The organism is Amycolatopsis circi (assembly GCF_003385235.1).
In the GTDB taxonomy this organism is placed as follows: Bacteria; Actinomycetota; Actinomycetes; order Mycobacteriales; family Pseudonocardiaceae; genus Amycolatopsis; species Amycolatopsis circi.
The window spans coordinates 1-22,960 of record NZ_PQIA01000122.1 but is presented as its reverse complement, the minus strand read 5'-3'; the positions used below and the strand labels follow the sequence as shown (position 1 = coordinate 22,960).

26 protein-coding genes are annotated in these 22,960 nt (G+C 69.3%); 14 read left to right on the top strand and 12 right to left on the bottom strand.

Annotation, left to right across the window (positions count from 1 at the left end):
- Window positions 1–30 precede the first annotated feature (30 nt).
- Window positions 31–711, bottom strand: a complete 681-nt coding sequence (locus D0D37_RS36125) for a GntR family transcriptional regulator (RefSeq protein ID WP_162834637.1) — start codon at window positions 709–711, stop codon at window positions 31–33.
- A gap of 60 nt (window positions 712–771) precedes the next feature.
- On the bottom strand, window positions 772–2,034 hold the full coding sequence (locus tag D0D37_RS36120) for an alpha-hydroxy acid oxidase (RefSeq protein ID WP_162834636.1): 1,263 nt from the start codon (window positions 2,032–2,034) through the stop codon (window positions 772–774).
- Between the two features lie 173 nt (window positions 2,035–2,207).
- Here D0D37_RS36120 and D0D37_RS48230 point away from each other — a divergent pair, with 173 nt between their 5' ends.
- The gene (locus D0D37_RS48230; RefSeq protein WP_244223796.1) at window positions 2,208–2,786 is read left to right on the top strand and encodes an amidase family protein; all 579 of its coding nucleotides are present in this window, start codon (window positions 2,208–2,210) and stop codon (window positions 2,784–2,786) included.
- On the opposite strand, the gene D0D37_RS36110 is transcribed toward D0D37_RS48230, so the two are convergent.
- Together D0D37_RS36110 and D0D37_RS36105 are read right to left on the bottom strand one after the other, a co-directional pair.
- The gene (locus D0D37_RS36110) at window positions 2,759–3,613 is read right to left on the bottom strand and encodes an alpha/beta hydrolase (RefSeq protein WP_116205069.1); all 855 of its coding nucleotides are present in this window, start codon (window positions 3,611–3,613) and stop codon (window positions 2,759–2,761) included. The genes D0D37_RS48230 and D0D37_RS36110 overlap by 28 nt on opposite strands.
- Window positions 3,610–4,827 (bottom strand): metal-dependent hydrolase family protein, encoded by a 1,218-nt coding sequence (locus D0D37_RS36105; RefSeq protein WP_116205068.1) that lies wholly within the window; start codon window positions 4,825–4,827, stop codon window positions 3,610–3,612. The genes D0D37_RS36110 and D0D37_RS36105 overlap by 4 nt, the downstream gene beginning before the upstream one ends.
- A 53-nt stretch (window positions 4,828–4,880) precedes the next feature.
- Between D0D37_RS36105 and D0D37_RS36100 the strand changes: the two genes are divergently transcribed.
- Window positions 4,881–5,447 carry a TetR/AcrR family transcriptional regulator gene (locus D0D37_RS36100; RefSeq protein WP_116205067.1) on the top strand — a complete coding sequence of 189 codons (567 nt, stop codon included), beginning with the start codon at window positions 4,881–4,883 and terminating at the stop codon, window positions 5,445–5,447.
- On the opposite strand, the gene D0D37_RS36095 is transcribed toward D0D37_RS36100, so the two are convergent.
- Window positions 5,448–6,203, bottom strand: coding sequence for an IclR family transcriptional regulator (locus D0D37_RS36095; protein ID WP_116205066.1), 756 nt, complete (start codon window positions 6,201–6,203; stop codon window positions 5,448–5,450).
- A gap of 39 nt (window positions 6,204–6,242) precedes the next feature.
- Here D0D37_RS36095 and D0D37_RS36090 point away from each other — a divergent pair, with 39 nt between their 5' ends.
- Complete coding sequence (locus D0D37_RS36090; RefSeq protein WP_116205065.1) at window positions 6,243–7,145, top strand: acetaldehyde dehydrogenase (acetylating); 903 nt, start codon at window positions 6,243–6,245, stop codon at window positions 7,143–7,145.
- Window positions 7,142–8,167, top strand: a complete 1,026-nt coding sequence (dmpG, locus tag D0D37_RS36085; protein WP_116205064.1) for a 4-hydroxy-2-oxovalerate aldolase — start codon at window positions 7,142–7,144, stop codon at window positions 8,165–8,167. The genes D0D37_RS36090 and dmpG overlap by 4 nt, the downstream gene beginning before the upstream one ends.
- Here dmpG and D0D37_RS36080 read toward each other — a convergent pair.
- On the bottom strand, window positions 8,161–8,766 hold the full coding sequence (locus D0D37_RS36080; RefSeq protein ID WP_116205063.1) for a TetR/AcrR family transcriptional regulator: 606 nt from the start codon (window positions 8,764–8,766) through the stop codon (window positions 8,161–8,163). The genes dmpG and D0D37_RS36080 overlap by 7 nt on opposite strands.
- 91 nt (window positions 8,767–8,857) lie before the next feature.
- Here D0D37_RS36080 and D0D37_RS36075 point away from each other — a divergent pair, with 91 nt between their 5' ends.
- From D0D37_RS36075 to D0D37_RS36060, 4 genes are all read left to right on the top strand, one after another.
- Window positions 8,858–9,787 carry an oxygenase MpaB family protein gene (locus D0D37_RS36075; protein WP_116205062.1) on the top strand — a complete coding sequence of 310 codons (930 nt, stop codon included), beginning with the start codon at window positions 8,858–8,860 and terminating at the stop codon, window positions 9,785–9,787.
- Window positions 9,788–9,855: 68 nt separating this feature from the next.
- On the top strand, window positions 9,856–10,884 hold the full coding sequence (locus D0D37_RS36070; protein ID WP_116205061.1) for an LLM class F420-dependent oxidoreductase: 1,029 nt from the start codon (window positions 9,856–9,858) through the stop codon (window positions 10,882–10,884).
- Window positions 10,885–11,045: 161 nt separating this feature from the next.
- The gene (locus D0D37_RS36065; RefSeq protein ID WP_116205060.1) at window positions 11,046–12,353 is read left to right on the top strand and encodes an MFS transporter; all 1,308 of its coding nucleotides are present in this window, start codon (window positions 11,046–11,048) and stop codon (window positions 12,351–12,353) included.
- Complete coding sequence (locus tag D0D37_RS36060) at window positions 12,350–13,765, top strand: pyridoxal phosphate-dependent decarboxylase family protein (RefSeq protein ID WP_116205059.1); 1,416 nt, start codon at window positions 12,350–12,352, stop codon at window positions 13,763–13,765. The genes D0D37_RS36065 and D0D37_RS36060 overlap by 4 nt, the downstream gene beginning before the upstream one ends.
- A 217-nt stretch (window positions 13,766–13,982) precedes the next feature.
- On the opposite strand, the gene D0D37_RS36055 is transcribed toward D0D37_RS36060, so the two are convergent.
- Window positions 13,983–14,708 carry a dienelactone hydrolase family protein gene (locus tag D0D37_RS36055; RefSeq protein WP_116205058.1) on the bottom strand — a complete coding sequence of 242 codons (726 nt, stop codon included), beginning with the start codon at window positions 14,706–14,708 and terminating at the stop codon, window positions 13,983–13,985.
- Between the two features lie 230 nt (window positions 14,709–14,938).
- On the opposite strand from D0D37_RS36055, the gene D0D37_RS36050 reads away from it, so the two are divergent.
- A complete protein-coding gene (locus tag D0D37_RS36050; RefSeq protein ID WP_116205057.1) occupies window positions 14,939–15,841 on the top strand; it encodes an NADP-dependent oxidoreductase in 903 nt (300 codons plus the stop codon).
- A 1-nt stretch (window position 15,842) separates the two neighbouring features.
- Here the strand turns inward: D0D37_RS36050 and D0D37_RS36045 are convergent, their stop codons facing one another.
- Window positions 15,843–17,531, bottom strand: a complete 1,689-nt coding sequence (locus D0D37_RS36045; RefSeq protein ID WP_208720297.1) for an MFS transporter — start codon at window positions 17,529–17,531, stop codon at window positions 15,843–15,845.
- Between the two features lie 141 nt (window positions 17,532–17,672).
- Between D0D37_RS36045 and D0D37_RS36040 the strand changes: the two genes are divergently transcribed.
- Entirely contained in the window at window positions 17,673–18,740 is a 1,068-nt protein-coding gene (locus tag D0D37_RS36040) for a zinc-binding dehydrogenase (RefSeq protein ID WP_116205056.1), read from the top strand.
- 13 nt (window positions 18,741–18,753) lie between these two features.
- Here D0D37_RS36040 and D0D37_RS36035 read toward each other — a convergent pair whose 3' ends face one another.
- Genes D0D37_RS36035 through mrf form a run of 4 tightly spaced genes read right to left on the bottom strand, consistent with a single transcriptional unit; the run spans window position 18,754 to window position 21,504 of the window.
- Window positions 18,754–19,848 (bottom strand): GTP-binding protein, encoded by a 1,095-nt coding sequence (locus D0D37_RS36035; RefSeq protein WP_116205055.1) that lies wholly within the window; start codon window positions 19,846–19,848, stop codon window positions 18,754–18,756.
- Window positions 19,845–20,003 carry a 50S ribosomal protein L32 gene (gene rpmF / locus D0D37_RS36030; protein WP_116205054.1) on the bottom strand — a complete coding sequence of 53 codons (159 nt, stop codon included), beginning with the start codon at window positions 20,001–20,003 and terminating at the stop codon, window positions 19,845–19,847. Before rpmF ends, D0D37_RS36035 begins: the two co-directional genes overlap by 4 nt.
- On the bottom strand, window positions 20,003–20,266 hold the full coding sequence (locus D0D37_RS36025) for a type B 50S ribosomal protein L31 (protein WP_116205053.1): 264 nt from the start codon (window positions 20,264–20,266) through the stop codon (window positions 20,003–20,005). Before D0D37_RS36025 ends, rpmF begins: the two co-directional genes overlap by 1 nt.
- Window positions 20,263–21,504, bottom strand: a complete 1,242-nt coding sequence (gene mrf, locus D0D37_RS36020) for a ribosome hibernation factor-recruiting GTPase MRF (RefSeq protein WP_116205052.1) — start codon at window positions 21,502–21,504, stop codon at window positions 20,263–20,265. The genes D0D37_RS36025 and mrf overlap by 4 nt, the downstream gene beginning before the upstream one ends.
- Before the next feature lie 78 nt (window positions 21,505–21,582).
- On the opposite strand from mrf, the gene rpmB reads away from it, so the two are divergent.
- The 4 genes from rpmB to rpsR are packed head-to-tail and all read left to right on the top strand — an operon-like array spanning window position 21,583 to window position 22,534.
- On the top strand, window positions 21,583–21,819 hold the full coding sequence (gene rpmB / locus D0D37_RS36015) for a 50S ribosomal protein L28 (RefSeq protein WP_116205051.1): 237 nt from the start codon (window positions 21,583–21,585) through the stop codon (window positions 21,817–21,819).
- Window positions 21,820–21,987 (top strand): 50S ribosomal protein L33, encoded by a 168-nt coding sequence (gene rpmG / locus D0D37_RS36010; protein WP_116205050.1) that lies wholly within the window; start codon window positions 21,820–21,822, stop codon window positions 21,985–21,987.
- Complete coding sequence (rpsN, locus tag D0D37_RS36005) at window positions 21,987–22,292, top strand: 30S ribosomal protein S14 (protein ID WP_116205049.1); 306 nt, start codon at window positions 21,987–21,989, stop codon at window positions 22,290–22,292. Before rpmG ends, rpsN begins: the two co-directional genes overlap by 1 nt.
- Window positions 22,289–22,534, top strand: coding sequence for a 30S ribosomal protein S18 (gene rpsR / locus D0D37_RS36000; RefSeq protein WP_116205048.1), 246 nt, complete (start codon window positions 22,289–22,291; stop codon window positions 22,532–22,534). The genes rpsN and rpsR overlap by 4 nt, the downstream gene beginning before the upstream one ends.
- The last annotated feature ends 426 nt before the right edge of the window (window positions 22,535–22,960 follow it).

Sequence of the window (22,960 nt, the reverse complement as noted above, 5' to 3'; positions counted from 1 at the left end):
GGCGATGCCGGTTAGAACCGGGATGAACGCTCACGAGCCGAGGTCTCGCGGAAGCAGAAGGGGCACCTCGTTCCGGCGGCGCAGCGCGAGATGCATCATCGCGCGGCCGCCGAGTTCGAGGTCGTCCTCCAGCCCCTTCAGGGCAGTCTCCCCGCCGACGCGGAGCTGGCCGACGAGGTGCCGGTGCGTCGTCGCCAGATGCGCAGCCGAGGACTCGGCCCGGATCGTCGCGAGCATGCAGTTGAGTTCGTTCGCGCAGGCCCGGTGCGCGGCGACCACGCGAGGGTTTCCGCTGGCGGACACGATTTCCGTGTGCACCACGCTGTGTGCCTCGATCACGTGCCGCCACGGCGTTTCGGCGGTCATCGCTTCGAGTCGCCGCACCGCCTCGTCGACCGCGTCGAAGTTCGCGTTCTGGAGCAGCGCCAGGCGCAGCGCGCCGAGTTCCAGGATCGACCGGTACGAGCACATCGCGTCGATGCGGTCGGCGGTCACCGCGGGCACGACGATTCCCTTGTTGCGCTGGTGTTCGAGCAGCCCCTCGGACACCAGCGTCTGCAGCCCGGACCGCACCGAATGCCGCCCGGCGCCGAACCTCGCGCTCAGCGATTCTTCGGTGAGCCGCGTCCCGGGTTCGAGGACGCCGTCCAGAAGATCGTCGCGGAGGGCTTGCGCGATGCTTCCCGGCGTACTGCCCGCCTGATCGCGCACTTCGCCACTCGTTTCAGCAGAACTTGCCACAGTGACTGCCGATCTTAGCCGAGCCTACCGTCAAAGCCGGGCGGGCAGTCGCAGGGAGGCGTGTTCTGCGCTGATCTCGTCGGTGCGCGTGACGCCGAGAAGCCGCAAGGTCCGCACGTACTCCGCGCGCAGGATCTCGATCGCCCGGTCGACGCCTTGCTCGCCCGCCGCCATCAGGCCGTACAGGTAGGCCCGGCCCACCATCGCCGCCGACGCGCCCAACGCCCGCGCGGCAACCAGGTCGGCACCGGTCCGGACGCCGGTGTCGAGGATGATCTCGCAGTCGTCTCCGACGGCGTCCACGACGCGCGGCAGCAGTTCGAGCGGGGTCGGCGCGCGGTCGAGCTGGCGGCCGCCGTGGTTCGAGAGCACGAGCGCGTCGACACCGGCACCCGCCATCTCCTTCGCGTCCGCGACACTCTGGATCCCTTTGACGATCAGCTTTCCCGGCCACAGTTCGCGCAGCCACCGCAGGTCCTCGACGGTCAGGGACGGGTCGAACATCGTGCCGATCAGCTCTTCGACCGTGCCGTCGAAGTTGCTGAGCGCGGCGAACTGCAGCGGTTCGGTGGTCAGCAGGTTCATCCACCAGGACGGCCGGACCGCGATCCCGGCGAGCGTGCGGACGGTCAGCGTGGGCGGGATGGTCAGTCCATTGCGGACGTCGCGCATCCGTGCCCCGCCGATCGGGGTGTCGACGGTCAGGACGAGCGCTTCGTACCCGGCTCGCGCCGCGCGTTCGACCAGCGCTTCGCTCGCGGCGCGATCTTTCCACAGGTACAGCTGGAACCACTGCCGCGCGGACGGTGCGCACGCACGGACGTCTTCGAGGTCAGTGGTGCCCATCGTCGAGAGGACATACGGGATCCCGGCGCGAGCGGCCGCGCGGGCGACGGCGATTTCGCCCTCGTGGTGCATCATGCGCGTGAAACCGGTGGGTGCGAGCACGAGCGGCAGGGTTGACTGTCCACTGAGGACTGAGGTCGACGGGTCTACCTCGGTGACGTCCTGCAACACGCGCGGGTGCAGTTCGACGTTCTCGAACGCCCGCCGCGCCCGGCCGATGCTGATCTCCTGCTCCGCCGCGCCGTCGACGTAGTCGAAAACCGGCCGGGGAGTGCGGCGGCGGGCGATGGTGCGCAGGTCGTCGATGGTGTGCGCGGTGGCGAGGCGGCGCTCGCGGACGTCGAACCGCGGCTGCCGGAATTTGAGCAGCGGACGGATCTCCGACGGCCGGGGCAGCCGCCGCTTGATCGGCCGCCGGGGCAGGTGCTCGGGTTCGAACGTAGTCATCCGCTGCCTCCTGGCCGCTGAGGAAATCGGTACACAATCATCGACCGGTGAACTGCTTGCGGCACCGGCACTTCGGGAACTTATGGGCAGGGCGAGTCAAGCATGGCCGTGTCTGAGACGCAAGGATTGTGACACAATCTGGTCAGCGATGGACGGCTTCGAGAGCGCCAAGAGTGTCGAGGCCCTGCTCGAGCGCGTGCCGGGCCAGCGCGGTCCGGTTCGGACAGTCGAGCTTCACCAGCGACGGCTCGACGTGGCTGCGGACCGTGATCCCCAGCGCCGTCGAGATCCGCTCGTTCGACCACCCGCGCGCCGCCAGCCATCGAAGAGATGACCGGGGTCGCGGCGAGCCCGGAGAACTCGAACGCACCTCGTGGGCGTGCGTCGAATACGGCCGCGCGGTCAGCGCGATGGAACTGACCGCCGCTCTGGGCACGATGAACGTCGTTTCCCGCGAGGCAGGCCGGTTCTTCACCGAGTACGACCTGCTGCTGACGCCGACGATGAACACCCTGGCCCTGCCGCTGGGCCGCCTGGACGCGAACGCCGATCTCGCCGCAACCGACTGGGCCAGGCAGCTCTTCGACGCCTGCACGTTCACGCCGCTGTTCAACCAGACCGGCGCACCGGCGATCAGCCTGCCGCTCGGCCAGTCCTCGCAGGGGCTGCCGATCGGCGTCCAGTTGGGCGGAGCGGCGGCCCCCGGTGCACGCCGCCGGGTGACCTACTGGGCCCGGCAGGTCCGGAGGTAGCTGAGGAACGAGGCCTGCAACCCGGTCACGTGCGTTTCGCGCAGGACCGCGCTGGTGACGGTTCCGTCGCGGGAGGCGAGGCGGTGCAGGAGCGTGGCCGTGTTCTTCGCGAGGATCTGGTAGACGGCCAGGTCTCCGAGAAGCTCTTGGTCGTTGACGGTCACGTGCAGCTTGGTGGCGGGCAGGCTGTCGCCAAGCTTGTGGAGCTGGGCGAAAATTTGACTGTCTTCGCCGACGACGCCGGGGCTGCCCGCGCCGATGCTCTCGAAATGCGTACCGCTGTTGAGCCAGGCGTAGAGGCTGAAGAGCCCGCCGTAGGAATAGCCGAAGAGGCCGTGCCCGCTCTCGGCCGCGTGGTAGGCACGCTCGATCCGCGGGTGCAGTTCTTCGGTGAGGAAGGCCAGGAACGCGTCGGCGTGGGTTTCGCGCAGTTCGGCGAGGTAGGCGTCGGCTTCCTCGCGGGTCATCGCGCCCCGTTCCAGTCCCAGCTCCACGGCGTCGACCAGCTCCTGGGCGATGGGCTCGCCGGGCGGCACGAGGTCCCGGTTGCGCAACCGGGCCCAGTCTTGTGCCTCCTCGCCCGCGTACCCGACGCTGACCTGCAGATAAGGCTGGATCTGCTGCATGGGATCCGCCTGGGTGACGATGAGCGGAGCCGTCATGCCCACCGCCCAGTTGCCGTCGAGCACGTACACGACCGGCACCCGCGTCTTGGCGGGGTCGTAGCCCGGCGGCGTGGTGACCCAGATGCCGTAGGCGTGCCCGCTGCGGGAACGCATTTCGAAGTAATCGGTGTCGGCGAGGCAGCCTTGCCACATAGTGCTCATCGGAGGTCCTTTACTACGCGTCCGGCTTGGACGACGACAACGGCGTTGGCGGGGTCGGAGAATAGCTGTGGATCTTCGAGCGGATTTCCTTTCCACAGCACGAGATCTGCCTGCAGACCGGGAGTGATCACTCCTACTTGGTCGGAGAGGCCGAGAATCTCGGCGTTGGTCTTCGTGGCCGCCACGAGCGCGTCCATCGGCGTCTCCAGCTCTGCGCGCAACGTCAGCTCTTCCCCTCGGCGGTCCTGAGCCGGACCGATGAGATCAGATCCGAGCCCGATCCGCACTTCGGCTTCCTTGGCGGCAGCGAGCGCCTCGGCCATCCGCTCGCGAACACCCAGTGCCCGATCGCGGATCGAGTCGCTGAGGCCGGCTTCGGCGGTGTCGCGCAGCAGATGCTCGACGACAGCGAAAGTGGGCACCAGGGCAACGTCGCGAGCGGCCATCAGGGCGGCCGCAGACTCGTCGATATCGGTGCCGTGCTCGACGCAGCGCACCCCGGCCTCGACCGCGTTGCGGATGCCTTCGTTGTTGTGCGCGTGCACTGTCACGTAGGTGCCCCGTGCGGCGGCTTCTTGGACCGCGACAGCGATTTCTTCGACGGTGAACTGGGTGTCGGTCAGCTTGTCGTGTGAGCTGACCACGCCGCCGGTCACGCAGAGCTTCAGGAAGGTGGCTCCGCGACGGAAGGCCTCGCGCACGTTGCTGCGCAGCTCGTTCGCGTTGCCCGACATCATGGACAGGGCGGCCAGACCGGGAATGTGGTGGCCGCTCCACAGTTCGGTCGGCTCCCATTCGGCTCCGTAGTAGCCGTGCCCGCCGGTCTGGCACTGAACCGGTCCGCACGAGAGCACGCGCGGCCCCCGGACCTTGCCCTTGGCGATCGCGGTGACGACGCCACCGTCGATGCCGCCGGTGTCCCGGACGGTCGTGAAACCGGCGTCGAGGGTCGCGCCGGCGGTGGCGAAGATGTCCGCCGCGATCTCGGCGGCGCTGAGCTGAAACGAGAATTGCGGCTGGATCGGGCTCGACAAGCCCAGGTGGACGTGTGCGTCGATCAGGCCGGGCGTCATGGTCAGCCCGGTGGCGTCGAGGCGTTCGCCGGAACCGCCGGGCCGGGTGATCAGCCCGTCCTCGACGGCGGCAGTGCCGGCCGCGGGATCGCGACCCGATCCGTCGACGACCGTTGCGCCGACTATCTCAAAACGTCTCACGCGTCGTTCCCTCCGCCGTTGCCACCTTCTTTTCCAATGGATAAACTGTGCGAGTGACCTTGTCAAGCACGGAAGGCAAAGGCGACGCCCGCGAGCGTCTCCTGGCCCGGCTTCTCGACGCCTTCGACGGGACTCTTCCTTCGCCGGAGGTGTCGCTCCGCGAAGTCGCCGCCCGGGCCGAGACCAGCCACGCCCTGCTGCGCTACCACTTCGGCTCGCTCCCGGGCGTCTTGGCGGCGATGCTCGGGGCGCAGCGATCCCGGGACAACGAGAAGCTTTTCAAGACTGCCCGGCAGGGCACTTTCGACGACCTCGTCATGGCGATCTGGCGGACCTACACGAGCCCGGAACAGCTGTCGCGGGTTCGCGGTTTCTTTCACGTCACCGGGCTGGCCGCGTACCGGCCGGAGGACTTCCGCGAGTTCATCGATTCGCTCGACGATTTGACCAAGATGCTGGCCACGCTCGCGGAAGAGGAAGGGCTCGCCGCCGAGGAAGCGCTGACCACGGCCGCGGTCACCGTCGCCGCGATGCGGGGCCTGCTCTTGCAGGAAGTCCTGACCCCGGGAACTTGCTCGGAGGACGCCGTCGCCATGATCTTGCGCATGAGCAAAGGCTGATCAAGTCTCGGCGACTGTCCGCGACAACGCCAACGCCACCGTCCGGACCGCGGGCGCGACCCGTTCCGTCCGCATCCGCGTCGCCCAGCCGGAGATCGACACCGCGGCCACGGCGAGCCCGTTCGCGTCGACGAGCGGGCTCGCCGCGCACACCACGCCCACCCCGGATTCCTCGCGCTCGAAAGCGATCCCGTCCTCGCGGATCCGCGCCAGCTGACGCCGCAGCAGTCCGGGCGCGGTGATCGTCCGCGGGCTCACCCGAGGCAGCCCGGCGTCGATCACCCGAGCTACGACATCGTCGGGGGAGCAGGACAGAATCGCCTTCCCGACGCCGGTCGCGTGCGCCGGAAACCGCCCGCCGGTGCGCGAAGGCAGATCCGGCGCGTCCGGCCCGCGCAGCACATCCAGGTAAACCACTTCGGTGCCTTCCAGGACCGCGAGATGCACCGTGTTCCGCGTGGCTTCGCGCAGATCCGCCAGGTACGGCCGCGCCGCCTCCACCAGGCCGCGGCGGCGCACCGCGAGCTGACCGATCTCGAACAGCCGCAGCCCGAGCCGGACCGACGTGCCGTCGCGTTCCAGCAGGCCGGTCTCGGCGAGATGCCCGGCCAGCCGGTGCACGGTCGTCTTCGCGAGGCCGGTCCGGCGCGCCAGTTCGGAGACGCCCAGCGCGTCGTCGCCGGGGCGGAAGGCTTCGAGCACGGCGGCGACGCGCGCGGTCACGAGCCCGTCGCCGTTCCGTCCAGTGGTACGCATGGGTTGAGTGTGCCCCATCCCGGCGAGCACCGTGGCGGCATGGCGGAACGCAAGGTGACGGCCGCGATCGTCGGCCCGGGCAACATCGGTACGGATTTGCTGGCAAAACTCCAGCGCAGCGAGCACGTGGAAGTGCGCTACATGGTGGGCGTCGACCCGGCGTCGGACGGGCTCGCCCGCGCCGCGAAGCTCGGGCTCGAGACCTCCGCCGAGGGCGTGGACTGGTTGTTGTCGCGCGCGGAACTGCCGCAATTGGTGTTCGAGTCGACGTCGGCGAAGGCCCATAAGGCCAACGCGCCGCGCTATGCCGAGGCGGGCATCCGCGCGATCGACCTGACGCCCGCCGCGATCGGCCCGCTCACGTGCCCGGCGGTCAATCCGCCCGACCAGCTGACCGACCGCAACGTCAACATGATCACCTGCGGCGGGCAGGCGACCATCCCGATCGTGCACGCGGTTTCGCGGGTGACGCCGGTGTCGTACGCGGAGATCGTCGCGTCGGTGTCGTCGCGGTCGGCGGGACCCGGCACGCGCGCGAACATCGACGAGTTCACCGAGACCACCTCGCACGCGATCGAGAAGGTCGGCGGCGCGGACAAGGGCCGCGCGATCATCATCATCAACCCGATGGACCCGCCGATGATCATGCGGGACACGGTGTTCTGCGCGGTCGACCCGGACGCCGACTTCGACGCGATCAGCGAATCCGTGCACCGGATGGTGAAAGACGTCCAGCAGTACGTGCCGGGCTACACCCTCAAGGCCGACCCGCAGTTCGACCCGCCGCGGCCGGACTGGAGCGGCAAGGCCCGCGTCGGCGTGTTCCTGGAAGTCGCGGGCAACGGCGACTACCTGCCCAAGTACGCGGGCAACCTCGACATCATGACCGCCGCCGCCGCGCGCGTCGGCGATCTCTTCGCCGCTCAGGAGGTGGCCGCGTGAACAACACCGGCGTCCGGCTGGTCGACACCACTCTGCGCGACGGCAGCCACGCCATGGCGCACCAATTCACCGAAAAGCAGGTCCGCGACACCGTCCGCGCGCTGGACGACGCGGGCATCTCGCTGATCGAGGTGACCCACGGCGACGGCCTCGGCGGATCCACCTTCAACTACGGCTTTTCCTTGGTGGACGAGCGAAAGCTCATCGCCGCCGCGGTCGACGAGGCGAAACAGGCGAAGATCGCCGTGCTTCTCCTGCCCGGCCTCGGCACGGTGACCGACCTGCGCGCGGCGGCCGACCTCGGTGCGGGCGCGGTGCGGATCGCGACGCACTGCACCGAGGCCGACGTGTCCATCCAGCACTTCGGCGCGGCCCGCGATCTCGGCCTGGAAACGGTCGGATTCCTGATGCTGTCGCACATGTCGACGCCGGAGGACCTGGCGAAGCAGGCCCGGATCATGGCCGACGCGGGCTGCCAGTGTGTGTACGTCGTGGACTCCGCGGGCGCACTGATCCTGGACGACGCGTCCGAACGCGTCGCTGCTCTCGTCGCGGAACTCGGCGACGATGCCCAGGTCGGCTACCACGGCCACCAGAACCTGAGCTTCGGCGTCGCCAACTCAGTGCTCGCTTACCGTGCTGGCGCTCGGCAGATCGATGGTTCGCTCGCCGCGCTCGGCGCCGGTGCGGGCAACTCGCCGACGGAAGTCCTCGCGGCGACCTTCGAGCGGCTCGGTATCAAAACCGGGGTGGACAAAGACGTTCTGATGGAAGCCGCGGAGAACGTGGTGAAGAAGTACCTGACCCGGCTGCCGGTGATGGACCGGTCGTCGATCATCCAGGGCTACGCCGGCGTGTACTCCAGCTTCCTGCTGCATGCCGAGCGCGCCGCCGAGCGCTACGGCGTCCCGGCGCACGAAATCCTGTACAAGGTCGGCGAAGAACGCTACGTCGGCGGCCAGGAGGACATGATCATCGACATCGCGCTGCGGCTGCGCGACGAGCGGGCAGCCGCTCAGTGAGCCCCCGAGTCGAAAGCGTCCGCGCCGAGCACGAGCTTCACGCAGTGCTCGACGAGACGCTCGCGGCTCACCTTCAGCGTGCCGTCGAGGTAGGCGATGAACACGTTGCTGAGCGCGCCGACGAGACCGATCGCCACGAGCTGGCGGCCGGTTTCGTCGCCGCGCGACAGCTGTTCGCCGACGAGCGTGGTGAACGCCGGGAGAAGGTGCAGGCCGCGGCTGGTCAGCGCGGGATCGGTCAGCGGCGCGAGCAGCAGCACGCGGCCCTTGCGCGGGTCGTCCAGCATCAACTCCACGAACGCGGTGACCGCGCGTTCGGCCCGGCGGCTCGGGTCGGCTTCACCGGAAACCGCGTCGGCGAGCGCCTGCCGGGCTTGGTCCCCGACGTCCTCGTAGACAGCGGCGACCAGGCTTTCCCGGTCGGCGAAGCTTTCGTAGAAGTACCGCTCGGTCAGCTTCGCGGAACGGCACACCGCGCGGACGCTCACCGCCGCGCTGCCCTGCGCGCCGAGCAGGTCGAGCCCGGCGGCCAGCAGCTGCGCACGGCGCTGGGCCTTGCGGTCGTCCAGCGTCGTGCCCGCCCACGTGCGGCCCGGCATACCCGCTCCCGTCCCGAGTTGACCACAGATGTTGTCACATCCTAACCTGACAACAGCTGTAGTCACTTCGCCGACCCGCCGAGGAGCCGCGATGACCCGGGAAGCACCTGAGCCGCTGGGACCGGACTCGCTGACCTGGAAGTACTTCGGCGACTGGCGCGGGCTGCTGATCGCGCTGTGGGCCGGGTCGATGCAGAACATGCACCCGGGGCTCGGCGCGGGCGTCGAGGAGCATTCGCGGTTCTTCGAGGAGCGCTGGCAACGGCTGTTCCGCTCGCTGTACCCGATCGGCGGCGTGGTCTACGACGGCCCGCTCGCGCACCGCACGGCGCTGGAAGTGCGCGGCTACCACGACCGGATCAAGGGCGTCGACGCGAAAGGCCGCCGCTACCACGCGCTCGACCCGGACACGTATTACTGGGCGCATTCGACGTTCTTCGTCAGCACCATCCTGATCGCCGACAATTTCATGGGCGGCATCGGCGAAGAGGAAAAGCGCACGCTGTTCGACGAGCACGTGCGCTGGTGGCGGATGTACGACATGACGATGCGTCCGGTGCCCGAGTCGTGGGAGGACTTCCAGCGGTACTGGAAGCACATGTGCGCCGAAGTGCTGGAGGACAACAAGGCCACGCGCGACGTCCTCGACCTCCGCGGGATCGCGAAACCGCCTTTTCTGCCGTGGTTGCCGGATCCACTGTGGAAACCGGTCTCGATGGTCATCGCGAAACAATTCGTGTGGCTGACCGTCGGCCTGTACGACCCGGAAGTGCGCGATCTGCTCGGCTTTCGCTGGTCCGCGCGCGACGCCCGTCGGCACCGCCGCGTGGGCAAGCTGATCAACGCGGCGTTCACGCTGCTTCCGCACGATCGCCGCTACCATCCGCGAGCACGGGCGGGTTGGCGGCGCGCCCGCGGCGAACTGGCCCCGGGGACGCCGCCGGTCGAAACCCCGCGCCGCAATCTTCCCCCGCTCGCCGAGCGCGGGAAACCGGAGCACTACTCGCCGGACGTGCCGTGAAGGACTCCTTGAGGGAATCAGATTCCCTCAAGGAGTCCTTCACGGACTTTCGAGATCAGGAGGGCTTGATGAAGCTGGGCTTTCACCTCGGGTACTGGGGGAGCGGGCCGATCCCGGGCGCGCAAGAGACAGTGCTCGAAGCGGAGCGGCTCGGGTTCGACTCGGTGTGGTCGGCCGAGGCGTACGGGTCGGACGCGTTCACGCCGCTCGCCTGGGTCGGCGCGGCGACCAGCCGGATCAAGCTCGGCACCAACATCGTGCAGATGTCCGCGCGCACCCCGACCGCGACGGCGATGACCGCGCTGACCCTCGACCACCTGTCCGGCGGCCGGTTCGTGCTCGGGCTGGGCGCGTCCGGGCCGCAGGTGGTGGAGGGCTGGTACGGCCAGCCGTATCCGAAGCCGCTGGCGCGCACGCGCGAGTACGTCGAGGTCGTGCGCAAGGTGCTGGCCCGCGAGGAACCGGTGACGCTCGACGGGCAGTTCTTCCAGTTGCCGCTGCAGGGCGGGACCGGACTGGGCAAACCCCTCAAGCCGACCGTGCACCCGCTGCGCGCCGATCTGCCGATCTACCTCGCCGCCGAGGGCCCGAAGAACGTCGCGCTGGCCGCGGAGATCTGCGACGGCTGGCTGCCGCTGTTCTTCTCGCCCAAGTCGGACGCGTTCTACCGGACTGCCCTGGAGGAGGGTTTCGCCCGCCCGGGCGCGCGCCGGAGCCTGGCCGATTTCGAGGTGGCCGCGTCGGTGCCGGTGATCGTGCACGACGACGTCGAGGAGGCGGCGAGCTTCATCAAACCGGCGCTGGCGCTGTACATCGGCGGAATGGGCGCGAAGAGCGTGAACTTCCACCACGACGTCTTCGCCCGGCTCGGGTACGCGGATGTCGCGGACAAGGTGCAGGAGCTTTACCTGGCCGGGCGCAAGGAAGAGGCGGTGAAGGCGATTCCGACTTCGCTGGTCGAGGACACGTCGCTGATCGGCCCGGCGGAGAAGATCCGGGAGGAATTGTCGGCGTGGGAGGCCACTGTGGTCACCACGTTGCTGCTGCGCGGGGACGCGGGGTCGCTGGCGAGGGCGGCGAAAGCTCTGGCCTCGTGAGCGGCAATCCCGGTTAGAACCGGCATCGCCGCGCACGAGGGCGTAGTCGGGCCGGTACTGCCGGTGCATCACGACGGTGGCACGATTCCTCCCGACCACTACCGGGAACCGGCGAAGATCCATTAGGCATGCGTTCGTCGTTCCGCCTTCGAGGAGGACCTTTGGCGTCGCTGTCCCGCCGCACGAGATTCCGCTACTCGCTCGGCTCCTTCGTCACCGGCGGGTTCGGCACGGTGCCGGGGCTGCTCCTGCTGCCTTACCTCACCGACACGATGGCCGTGCCCGCGGCGGCGGCCGGGGTGATCGTGTTCGTGCCGAAGGCGTGGGACGTGGTCTTCAACCCGGTCGCCGGCCGGCTCTCCGACGCAGACCTCGCACGCACCGGCAGCAGGCGGCGGTTCCTGCTGCGCGGCGGGATCGGCGTCGCGATCCTGTTCGCCGCGCTGTTCGCGCATCCCGGCTTCGGCGCGCCTGCGTGGGACGCGGCGTACGTCGTGGCGATGTTCTTCCTGTGCGCCACCGCGTACGCGTTCTTCCAGGTGCCGTTCAACGCGCTTCCGGCCGAGCTGACCGATTCCGCCGAGGAACGCACGAAACTCACCAGCGTCCGGATCGGCGTGCTGGCGGTGGCGGTGCTGGTGTCCGGCGGCGGCGCCCCGGCGATCACCGACCTGCTGCCCGGCGTGGCGGGCTACCGGGTGATGGGCCTGGTGATGGCGGTGATCATCCTGGCCGCGACGCTCGGCGTCTACTTCGGCCTGAAGGGCGCGCCGGTCGGCTCGCTGCGGCCCAACACCGTGCGGCTCAAGGAATTGGCGCGCACCATCTCGCGGTGGCGCTCGTTCCGGTGGCTGATGGGCGTGTACTTCATCCAGGCCCTCGGCATCGGCACCGTGCTCGCCGCGATCCCGTACTTCGCGCAGCACGTGCTCGGCGACCCGAGCTACCGCACCTACCTGTTCGTCGGGTTCGTCGGGCCCGCGCTCGTCACCATGCCGGTGTGGCCGCGGCTCGGCGCGCGCTGGGGCAAGCTCGCCGGATTCCGGATCGCCACTACGTCGTTCTTCGTCGGCCTGGTGGCGATGTACTTCGCGGACAAGCTCCCGTTCGCCGCGACGCTGGTGTTCGTCGCCCTCGCCGGCGTTGGCTACGCGGGCATCTCGGTGTTCCCGCTGGCGATCCTGCCGGACCTGATCAGCGCCGAGGAGGAGCGGACCGGCGAGACCCGGGCGGGTGTCACGGCCGGGGTGTGGACCGCGTCCGAGACGCTCGGGCTCGCGCTCGGGCCGGGGCTGTTCGGCATCGTGCTGCAGGCCGGGAGCTACGTGTCGAGCACCGGCACGAACGCCGTCCCGCAGCCGCCGTCGGCGATCACCGCGATCGTGATCGGCGCTTCGGTGCTGCCCGCGGTGCTGATCGCGCTCGGCATCCCGCTGCTGCGCCGTTCGGTCCTCGAGAAGCAGCCGTGAACGACGTCCTGGCGCGGCTGCGCGAACTCCGCTCCGGCGACCTGCCGACGCACGGCGGCCGCACGCTGGCCTACGTGTACGACAGCGGACTGTCCGAAGTGGACGAAATCGCCGCCGCCGCGCACGCGCTGGCCAGTTCGGCGAACGGCCTCGACCCTACCGCGTTCCCCAGCCTGCTGAAGATGGAGAACGACCTGGTCGCCCGCGCGGCCGGACTGCTCGGCGGCACGCCGGAGACGGTCGGCACGGTGACGTCCGGCGGCACCGAATCGTGCCTGCTGGCGGTCCTCGCCGCCCGCGACTTCCGGCCGGACATCGCGTCGCCGTCGATTGTGCTCCCGGAAACCGCGCACGCGGCGTTCCACAAGGCCGCGCACTTGTTCGGCGTTCGGAAGGTCGTGGTGCCGGTCGATCCGGAAACCTTCCGCGCGGACCCGGCGGCGATGACTGCGGCGATCGACGACTCCACCGTGCTCGTCGTGGCGAGTGCGCCTTCGTACGCGCACGGCGTCGTCGACCCGATCACGGAGATCGCTGCTGCGGCTTCGGCCCGCGGGGTGCGGATGCACGTCGACGCGTGCATCGGCGGCTGGGTGCTGCCGTACTTCGCGAAGCTCGGCGCGGACTTGCCGCCGTTCGACTTCCGCGTCCCTGGCGTCACCAGCATTTCGGTGGACCTGCACAAGTACGCGTACTGCGCCAAGGGCGTCTCGGTGCTGCTGCACGCTTCCGCGGAACTCCGGCGGACGCATTTCTTCGCGAGCGCGGCCTGGCCCGGCTACACGATGCTCAACCCGACGCTGCAGAGCACCCGCTCCGGCGGTCCGCTCGCCGCCGCGTGGGCCGTCGTGCACCACCTCGGCGAGGACGGTTACCTGCAGCTGGCCTCGCGCACCCGGGAAGCTGTGGACCGGATTCGCGCTGGCGTGGCGGGGATTCCCGGCCTGCGCGTACTGGGCGACCCGGTGTCGACGCTGGTCGCGTTCGCCGGCGCGGACGGCTTCGACCTGTTCACCGTCGCCGACGAGATGAAAACGCGCGGCTGGTACGTCCAGCCGCAATTCGCGCACGGGACTTCTCCGCTGAACCTGCACCTCACCGTCACCGCCGCCAACCACGGCAGCGAGCCGGAATTCCTCGCCGATCTGACCGCTTCGGTCGAGGCGGCGCGTGCGGAAGGCTCGGTGCGGGTCGATCCGGACGTCGCCGCGTTCGTCGCCGCGCTGGACCCGGCGACCCTGACGTCCGAACAGTTCGGCGGCTTGCTCGCCGCTGCGGGCCTGACGGGCGGCGACGGTCTGCCGGAACGGATGGCCCCGATCAACGCGTTGCTGGCCGCCGCGCCGGAACCGTTGCGGGAACGGCTGCTGGTGGAGTTCCTGGGCGCGCTGTACACGCCGAGCGGTCCGTGAGGGGAACCCTGAGGGAATCAGAGTCCCTCAGGGTTCCCCTCACGGACTTCCGTGTGCCCTGGACTGTGCCGCCGGATTCGCCCACTTCAGCGGTTCGCCGGAGAAGTACCGTCCCGGCCGTCCGCTCGACTCTTGCGACTACCTCGACGGCGCGGGCTGCGCTGTCCGGCCGACCGTCGAGCTGGGCGACGGCTGGTGGTGGGTCGAGTAGCTGGCCTCACAGAGTCCGGCCGAGGAGCGGCAGCAGCCGTTCCCAATGGCGTCGCAGGCCAGCGGCATCGAAAGAATCGGTGTCGGCCATGGTGAATCCGTGGACCGTGCCGGGGTAGATCTCGGACGTGTAGCCAACCCCTGCGGCGTCAAGGGCTCGGTTGAGTTCGCCGAGCGTTTCCGGCGTCAGGTCGGACGCGGCATGGCCGAAGTGCGCCTGAGCGGTGAGCTGCGAGAAAATCTCGGGCCCGGCAGCGCCCACCGGCGCGTGGAATCCGGCCACCGCGGCCACCTGATCCGGATGGGCCGCGGCGGTGCGGACAGCGAGAAGGCCGCCGATGCAATAGCCGGTGACCCCGACCGGTCCGGCACTGACTTCCTCCTGAGTGGTGAGGAACTCGAGGTAAGCGCTGGCGTCGCGCAGCACCAGTTCAGGGGTGTGCGCTTCGATCATCGGCATCACCTGAGCGAAGACCCCGGGACGCTCGTCTTCGCCGATGAATTCGGGAAGTTCGAGCACCGGCGCGGGCCCGTGCCGGTAGAAAAAGTTGGGCACGAGTACGTAGTACCCGTGCTGAGCCAGCTCTCGGGCCAGGTCTCGCACTACGGGCCGGACGCCGAAGCCGTCGGCGTACATCAGTACACCTGGGTGCTGCTCGCCGTCGTCGGGGAACGCGGCGAAGGCGTCGGCCAGGCCGTCGGCGGTGGGGATCTGCAGAGTCTTGTCGGGCATGAATGTCTCCTGTCGTCGTTGAGGTGCCTGTGGTCACGACGAAGGAGGCGGAGCCCGCGCGGCGCTCAGGAGAGCGCCGGGTAGCCGATCCGTGAGTGGCGCGAAGCCGTCCCGGTAGTCATCGCCGACCAACCTAGCCCATCGGGAGGCACTGGTCGACCCGCGGCTTGACGTCAAGTCCGCTTGATGTCGAACACTTGCGGTGATCGACACGAGCGCTGGAGGCGGGAATGAGCAAGGCAATGGGGTTCCGCGAGCTGGGCGGGCCGGAAGTGCTGCGGCTGGAGGAGGTGCCGGAGCCCTGGCCCGGACCGGGCGAGGTCCGGATCCGGATGAAGGCCGCGGGGCTGCAGGCGTTCGACGTCGCGGTGCTCGCGGGGCTCATCCCGGTGCCGGAACCGGGCGCGTTCACCGTGCCGGGCAACGAGTTCGCCGGGGTGATCGACGAAATCGGGGAAGGCGTCGAAGGACTCTCGGCGGGCGACGAGGTGCTCGGCTACGGGAGACTGGGCGCGTATCAGGAACTTGTCGTAGCCGGACAGGACCAGGTGGTGCCCAAGCCGCCGGAGATGCCGTGGGAGGTCGCGGGCGCGTTCACGGCTGCGGCGCAGACCGCGGACATCGCGGTCGAGGTGATCGACGTCGGCCGCGGCGACACGGTGCTGGTGCATGGCGCGGTAGGCTCCGTCGGGGCGATGGCGGTGCAACTGTCCCAGCTGCGCGGTGCGAAGGTACTCGGTGTCGCGCGTCCGGCGTGGCACGAGCAGGTGCGGGCGCTGGGCGCGATTCCCCTTGCGTACAGCGAGGATTTCGTCGAACGAGTGGCGCCGCACGGCGTCACAGCGGCGATCGACGGGGTCGGCGGTGCCGCGTTGGAGTACACCTTGGAGCTGGTCAAGGACCGGTCCCGGATTCTCACTTTGGTCGAGCACGACCGCGCCGACGAACTGGGCATCCGGCTCACCGCGAGCGACCGGTCGGCGGCCCGCCTCGCGAGGCTGGCGGGTCTTTACGCGAAAGGCGAGTTGACGCATCGCATCATGGCAACGTTCCCGTTCACCGAAGCCGCCGAAGCGATGCGGACTTACCAGGCAGGCAACATCCACGGCAAGATCGCGCTCACGATGGACTGACCTAGTCCTGGTGGAAGTACCGCTTCCCCCGCGACGCCGACGCGAGCGCGGCGACCAGAGCCATCACCGCGGCCGCGACGAACACCGTGACCAGTCCGTCGTGGAACGGCCCGGAAATGAGGGTGGGGAAGAACTCCTTGCCGGTCAGCGCTGCGGAGTCAGCGGGGGAAAGCTGGCCGAGCACCCCGGGTCCGACCAGATGGGCCACCGGGTTGCTGCCCAGGAACGCGGCGAAGAGGGTGCTCACCGGCGGCAGCTGGGCGATGTTCGAGGCGACGTCCGCGGGGACGCCGTGCGCCTGCAGCCCGCCGGTGAGCGTCGACGGCAGCGAACCGGCGAGCCCGGCGATCATCAGCGAGAAGAACACGCCGATGGACAGCGACGTCCCGGAATTCTGGAACGTCGAACGCATGCCGGACGCGACGCCGCGCTGGTTGTCCGGCACGCTGCTCATGATCGCCGAGGTGTTCGGTGCGGAGAACATGCCCTGCCCGATGCCGCTCAGCACGAGCAGCAGCGCGAACGCGGGATAGCTGAAGTCCACCGGCAGCGCGAGCAGCCCGAGGAAGGACCCGGCGACCAGAAGCAGCCCGCCGGTGGAGAAGAGCCGCGCCCCGAACCGGTCGGAGAGGAATCCGGACACCGGACCGGCGATCAGGAAACCGGCGGTGAGCGGCAGCAGGTAGATCCCGGCCCACAGCGGGGTTTGTTCGTAGTCGTACCCGTGCAGCGGAAGCCAGATCCCCTGCAGCCAGATGATCAGCATGAACTGCATCCCGCCGCGCCCGATCGCGGTGAGCAGCGCGGCGAGGTTCCCGGCGGTGAAGGCGCGGATGCGGAACAGCGAAAGCTGGAACATCGGCGCCGACACCCTGGTCTCGATCACGCAGAACCCAGCCAGCAGCGCGATTCCGACGCCGAGTCCGCCGAGCACCCACGGATTGCCCCAGCCGGTCGCCGCGCCGCCGTAGGGCTGGATGCCGTAGGTGATCGAGGCGAGGATGATCGCGGTGCCGAGTGCGAAGGTGACGTTGCCGCCCCAGTCGATCCGGGACCGTTGCGGACGGCTGACCTCGCGGAGGCTCCGGATCGACCAGATGGTGCCGAAGATGCCGAACGGCACGCTCACCCAGAACACCGCGCGCCAGTCGAGTTCGGCCAGCAACCCACCTGCGACCAGGCCGAGGAACTGCCCGGCCAGCGCGGTGATCTGGTTGACGCCCAGTGCCATTCCCCGTTGTTCGCGCGGGAAAGCGTCGGTGAGGATCGCCGCGGAGTTCGCGGTGAGCATCGCGCCGCCGACAGCTTGCACCACTCGCCAGCCGATCAGCCACAACGCGCCGCCGGCCGCGTGGAACGGGTCGAACGACAGCGCTACCGAGGCGACGCTGAAGATCACGAACCCGACGTTGTACATCCGGACGCGGCCGAACATGTCGCCGAGCCGCCCGAGCGTCACCACCAGGACCGCGGAGACCAGCAGGTAGCCGAGGATCATCCACAGCAGGTAGCCGATGTTGGCCGGGGCCAGCGGGTCGAGGCCGATGCCCCGGAAGATCGCGGGCAGCGAGATGATCACGATCGACCCGTCCAGCGCCGACATCAGCACGCCGAGCGTGGTGTTGGAGAGCGCTACCCACTTGTAGCGCCCACCGTGCCGGGTCTGGGCTTCGCTCGTCCGGTTCGCCACAATCAACAGCCTAGGCTGATAAACCTAGCCTGTTCAACTGGGATGAAACGGGTATCCCGGACGAACCATCCTGGTAGCGGCACACTCCTGGTTGCCTGCTTCGTTTTCGCCGAGGATGGAGCGGAACGAAGGAGAAAATCGGTGAAAGCTGCTGTGCTCAAGGAATTCGGCCTGCCGTTGTCGGTCGAGGAGGTCGCGGATCCGGCGCCGGGCACCGGGGAGGTGGTCGTGGACGTCGTCGCGGCACCGGTGCTGCACTACACGGCCGAGGTGGTCAGCGGCGCTCGGCAGTACCTGCTCGACCTGCCCGCGATCCTGGGCACCGGCGCGGTCGGCCGGGTGCGTTCGGTCGGTCCGGACGCGACGAAACTCCGGCCGGGCGACTGGGTCCGCTGCGACCCGACGGTCCGCTCCCGCGACGACGCGCTGACGCCGGACGTCGTCCTGCAGGGCTTGACCGCGCGCGGTGACGGGGGATTGGCTTTGCAGCGCCATTTCCGGCACGGCGGGTTCGCCGAGCAGATCATGGTGCCGACCGAGAACGCGGCCCCGCTGGGCGAGATCGACGAGGCCGACGCCGGGCGGTGGGCAGCGCTCGGGATTTGCCTGGTGCCCTATGGCGGATTGCTCGACGGCGGCTTGCAGCCGGGCGAGACGGTGCTGATCAGCGGCGCGACCGGCACCTACGGCGGTGCGGCGGTCGCGGTGGCGATCGCGATGGGCGCGGGCCGGGTGATCGCGCCGGGCCGGAACCAGTCGGCGCTGGCCGATCTGGAGCGGCGCTTCGGCCACCGGGTCCGGACTGTCGTGCTGTCCGGCAACGAAGACGAAGACCGTGCGGCGATGCAGGCCGCGGCGGAGGGGCCGGTAGACCTGGTGCTGGATCTGCTGCCGCCGTCCGCCTCGATCGCCGCAGCGCGCGCGGCCGCGATGACGGTGCGGGAATTCGGCCGAGTGGTACTGATGGGCGGGATCGGGGACGAACTGGCGCTGCCGTACTCGTGGCTGATGCTGAACAGCGTGACGGTGCGAGGCCGCTGGATGTACCCGCGCGACGCGGTGCCGAAGCTGATCGCGCTGGCGCGATGCGGACTGCTGGACTTGACCCAGTTCGAGGTGGACGAGTTCGCGCTGTCCGCCGTGGGCGAGGCGGTGGAGCACGCGGCCGAGACGGGAGGTCGGTTCCGGCTCACGGTGTTGCGGCCGTGAGCCGGAACTGTCCTTAGTGGACGTGGACCGGTTCCCATTCGGGGAACGGGTCCGCGGTCGCGGAGGAGTCGGAAAGGCAGGTCTCGAGCGCGTCGAGCAGCGCGGCGTGCTCGAGACCGACGCCGATGAACACCAGCTCCTGCCGGGGTTCGTCGACGATGCCCTGCGGCTCGAACCGGGCGACGCTGCCTGCCTGCGACCACAACCCGAGCGTGCCCGGCCGGGTGCTGAGGCTGAAGAAACCCTTCGACCGCAGCACCGTGCCGAACTCCCCGGAGTCCAGCCGCGAGGTCACGAACTCCCACAACCGCACCGGATCGAACGCCCGCGCGGAGCGGAACACGACGCTGGAGATGCCGTACTCCTCGGTCTCCGGCACGTGGTCGCCGTTCAGTTCCGCCACCCAGCCCGGCGCCTGCTGCGCGCGTTCGGCGTCGTACCGGCCGGTGCCGAAGACCCTCGCCAGCGGCACCTGTCCGAACTCGGCGGAGATGACGTCGGCAGCTGGGTTGAGGCGGCGCAGCGAAGCGATCAGCCGGTCCCGTTCGGACGGTGTGACCAGGTCAACCTTGTTCAGCAGCAGCACATCGGCGAACTCGACCTGGTCCATCAGCAGGTCGCTGACCGTCCGTTCGTCGCCGTCGTACTGGTCCAGCCGGCGCTCGACCAGGCTGTCACCGCGGGCCAGTTCTCGGGCGAAGTTCGCCGCGTCCACCACGGTGACCATCGTGTCCAGCCGCGCCGACGACAGCACCGGGGTGCCGTCGTCGGCGGGGAAGGAGAACGTCGCGGCCACCGGCATCGGCTCGGAGATCCCGCTGGACTCGATGAGCAGATGGTCGAACCGGTCGTCCTCGCAGAGCCGCGCGACCTCGTCGAGCAGGTCCTCGCGCAGGGTGCAGCAGATGCACCCGTTGGTCATCTCGACCAGCCGCTCCTCGGTCCGCGACACGCTGTCCCGCACGAGCGCGGCGTCGATGTTGACCTCGCTCATGTCGTTCACGATCACCGCGACGCGCAAGCCCTCGCGGTTGGCCAGGATCTGGTTGAGCAGCGTGGTTTTCCCGGCGCCGAGGAATCCGGAAAGGACAGTGACCGGGACGCTCACCGCTCGAGCCGCTGGAAGTGCTTGATCAGCTTGCGCGGCACCAGTTTCCGCTCGCCGTCCACGACGATCGGCACCAGGTCCGGCACCGCGGCCTTCCATTGCGAGCGCCGGGTCCGGGTGTTGCTGCGCGACATTTTCCGCTTGGGGACGGCCATCAGCTCGCACCCCCGCGCTTGCGCTGCCCGTAGCGACGGTGGAACTTCTCGACCTGACCCGCCGAGTCGAGGATCCGCTGGGTGCCGGTCCAGAACGGATGCGACCAAGCGCTGATGTCCACCACGACGAGCGGGTACGTGTTCCCGTCGGACCAGTCGATCGTGCGGTCGGAGGTGGCGGTGGAGCGGGTCAGGAACGCGTCGCCGGTCGACGAGTCCTTGAAGACCACCGGATGGTAGTCGGGGTGGATGCCGGGTTTCACAGAGTTTCGTCCTTCTGGTTGGCGGCATTCGCGTGCCGGTCGGGTTCTTCGGTTTCTTCGCAGGGATCCTCGTGCCAGTCCCCGAACGGGTCGGGGTACGCGCGCCAGGCGGCCTCGCCCTCGGCCAGTTCGGCGTCGGTGAGCAGGGCTGCTCGCAACGCGCTCTCGATCTCTGCCGGAGCGGCCTGATCGGTGACGATCACCAGCTCCTGGGCGCGGTCGCCGTGCACCAGGTCCCAGCGCAGCGAGGCGAGCGTGCGGCGTTCGGGAGAGACGTCGGCCCAGTCCGGTCCGTCCGGCGAGGCGAGCCACGGGCCGGCGTGCCCGATGCCGAGACCGCCGCCCGCCGACTCGATCCAGAACGCGACGTCCGGCTGGCTCGCCACCCAGGCCCGGCCGCGGGTCCGGACCACGCCGTCGAGCAGCAGGTCGATCGCCTCGTGCAGCCGCTCCGGATGAAAGGGGCGCTGCGCGGTGAACTGAAGCAGCTCGATACCGCAATCCGGATGCAGCGGCGGGGCTCCGCGCAGCAACGCGCCGTGCAGGTCGGTGACCTCGCCGCGGCGGGCGTCGGCCGGGATCGCGGCGAACAGCCCGGCGGCGTCGGTACGGGCCAGTTCGACGCGCGGCACGGACGGCGCGACCCGGTCGAGCACCGCTGAGGATTTGGCCGCGCACCAAGCGTCCGGCGCGGCTCCGGCGAGCACGAGCACGTCCGCCGATTCCACTTGGGACAGTGCGACCTGGGCGACCGTCCGCTCGTCTTCCGGGCTGCCGTGCAGGCCGCGCTCGGCGAGCAGGTCGTCGCCGGTGACGTCGGCCAGCCAGGTCGCGCAGTCGAGCACGGTGAACACCGCTTCGAGTTCGACGTCGTCGCTCACCGGGCGGTCGCCGACCAGGACGTTGCGGATCGCCCAGCTCACCGGTTCCGGCTCCATCGCCTCGTCCAGCCGCACCACGATGCGGTCGACCTGCGGCATCCGGGCCAGCCGGCGCAGCAGCGGCAGCAGGTCCTCGCGCAGCGTGCAGTTGACGCAGCCGTGCGCGAGTTCGAGCGGCGTCAGCTCGTCGCGGCCGCGCAGGAGGATCCGGCGGCGGACGACGCCGGAACCGATCTCGCGCAGGTCGTGGTGGACGACGGCGGTCCCGGGGCTCGCGCGGAGCAGGAGCGCGGCGAGGGCGTCGGTGCGGGCGATCCCGCTGCAGAGCACGAGCGGGACACGCGGACGTTGGGGCACTGGATCTCCAGACGACGGGGCGGGGTACGGTGGCGAGCGTAGTTGAACATGAATGTCACTATCAACTTGGGAGGGTCCGTGTCAGCCGTGTGCCAGGTCACCGGCCGCAAGCCGGGCTACGGCAAGCAGGTCTCGCATTCGCACCGCCGGACGTCGCGGCGCTGGGAGCCGAACTTGCAGACGCGCCGCTACTACGTGCCGAGCCTCGGCCGCGCCGTGCGGCTCAAGGTGTCGGCGAAGGGCATGAAGACGATCGACAAACGGGGGATCGACGCCGTCGTCGCCGACCTCGTGGCGAAGGGAGCGAAGTTCTAGATGGCGAAGAGCACCGACATCCGGCCGATCATCAAACTGCGGTCGACCGCGGGCACCGGCTACACGTACGTGACGAAGAAGAACCGCCGCAACAATCCGGACCGGATGGTACTGCGCAAATACGACCCGGTGGCGCGCAAGCACGTCGAATTCAAGGAAGAGCGCTGATGGCGAAAAAGTCGAAAATCGCGAAGAACGAGCAGCGGAAGGTGATCGCCGCTCGTTATGTGGAACGCCGGCGCGCGCTCAAGACGGTGATCGCTTCGCCGTCCGCCTCGCCGGAGGAGAAGGCCGACGCAGTCGTTGCGCTGCAACGGATGCCGCGCGACGCCAGCCGCACGCGAATCCGCAACCGCGACACCGCCGACGGCCGCCCGCGCGGATACCTGAGGAAATTCGGGCTGTCCCGGGTGCGCATGCGGCAGATGGCGCACAACGGGGAACTGCCCGGCGTCTCGAAGTCGAGCTGGTGAACGCCATGCCGAAACCGGACCGGACGCCGCGCCGCCGCCCTAATCCCTTGCACGCGGCCAGGATCACCAGAGTGGACTGGAAAGACGTCGACCTGCTGCGGAAATTCATCTCCGACCGCGGGAAGATCCGGGCCCGTCGGGTGACCGGATTGACGCCGCAGCAACAGAAACAGGTGGCGACGGCGATCAAGAACGCGCGGGAGATGGCCCTGCTGCCGTATCCCACTGCGGCGAGAAGCTGAACCCGCAGGCGCGGCTGGGCGGACGCGGGGCCCGTCCAGCCGCACCCGGCGCTGCCAAGCCTGAACTGCACGATGCCCGCATTCTGGTGCCAAACGGTCGCGCGTTTCTGCGAAGCCCCGGCAGCGGTTCCGTTCGCATCGACGCCTGCGATGTCTCCGTCGATCAGGGTGAGGACGCCGCCGCGGTCCCAGGCCACCCGTGCGGAAGCTGCTTCAGCAGCACCTGGCCCCCTGCGACTCCGTGGCTGTTGATCGGCGGTACTCGGCGTGGCATGACCCACGCTCGGCGTGCGAACCGGCGCCCCGCCCATAACTCCGCCTTCCTCCCCTCCTCCCCCCCCAACGGAGGCGCTGCGCGCCGCTGTTAGATTCCTGGCATGGACGACCCGCACTACCTTTCCGGCCTGAACCTGACCGGCCGCCGCG

Excerpts from the sequence above, each read along its gene's own strand:
- D0D37_RS36070 (WP_116205061.1), top strand. The coding sequence starts at position 9,856 with ATGAAGCTGGGCTTTCACCTCGGGTACTGGGGGAGCGGGCCGATCCCG.
- D0D37_RS36095 (WP_116205066.1), bottom strand. The coding sequence starts at position 6,203 with ATGCGTACCACTGGACGGAACGGCGACGGGCTCGTGACCGCGCGCGTC.
- D0D37_RS36050 (WP_116205057.1), top strand. The coding sequence starts at position 14,939 with ATGAGCAAGGCAATGGGGTTCCGCGAGCTGGGCGGGCCGGAAGTGCTG.
- D0D37_RS36110 (WP_116205069.1), bottom strand. The coding sequence starts at position 3,613 with ATGAGCACTATGTGGCAAGGCTGCCTCGCCGACACCGATTACTTCGAA.
- D0D37_RS36055 (WP_116205058.1), bottom strand. The coding sequence starts at position 14,708 with ATGCCCGACAAGACTCTGCAGATCCCCACCGCCGACGGCCTGGCCGAC.
- rpmF (WP_116205054.1), bottom strand. The coding sequence starts at position 20,003 with ATGGCCGTCCCCAAGCGGAAAATGTCGCGCAGCAACACCCGGACCCGG.
- D0D37_RS36080 (WP_116205063.1), bottom strand. The coding sequence starts at position 8,766 with ATGCCGGGCCGCACGTGGGCGGGCACGACGCTGGACGACCGCAAGGCC.
- D0D37_RS36075 (WP_116205062.1), top strand. The coding sequence starts at position 8,858 with ATGACCCGGGAAGCACCTGAGCCGCTGGGACCGGACTCGCTGACCTGG.
- D0D37_RS36090 (WP_116205065.1), top strand. The coding sequence starts at position 6,243 with ATGGCGGAACGCAAGGTGACGGCCGCGATCGTCGGCCCGGGCAACATC.
- D0D37_RS36120 (WP_162834636.1), bottom strand. The coding sequence starts at position 2,034 with ATGACTACGTTCGAACCCGAGCACCTGCCCCGGCGGCCGATCAAGCGG.
- rpmG (WP_116205050.1), top strand. The coding sequence starts at position 21,820 with ATGGCGAAGAGCACCGACATCCGGCCGATCATCAAACTGCGGTCGACC.
- rpsN (WP_116205049.1), top strand. The coding sequence starts at position 21,987 with ATGGCGAAAAAGTCGAAAATCGCGAAGAACGAGCAGCGGAAGGTGATC.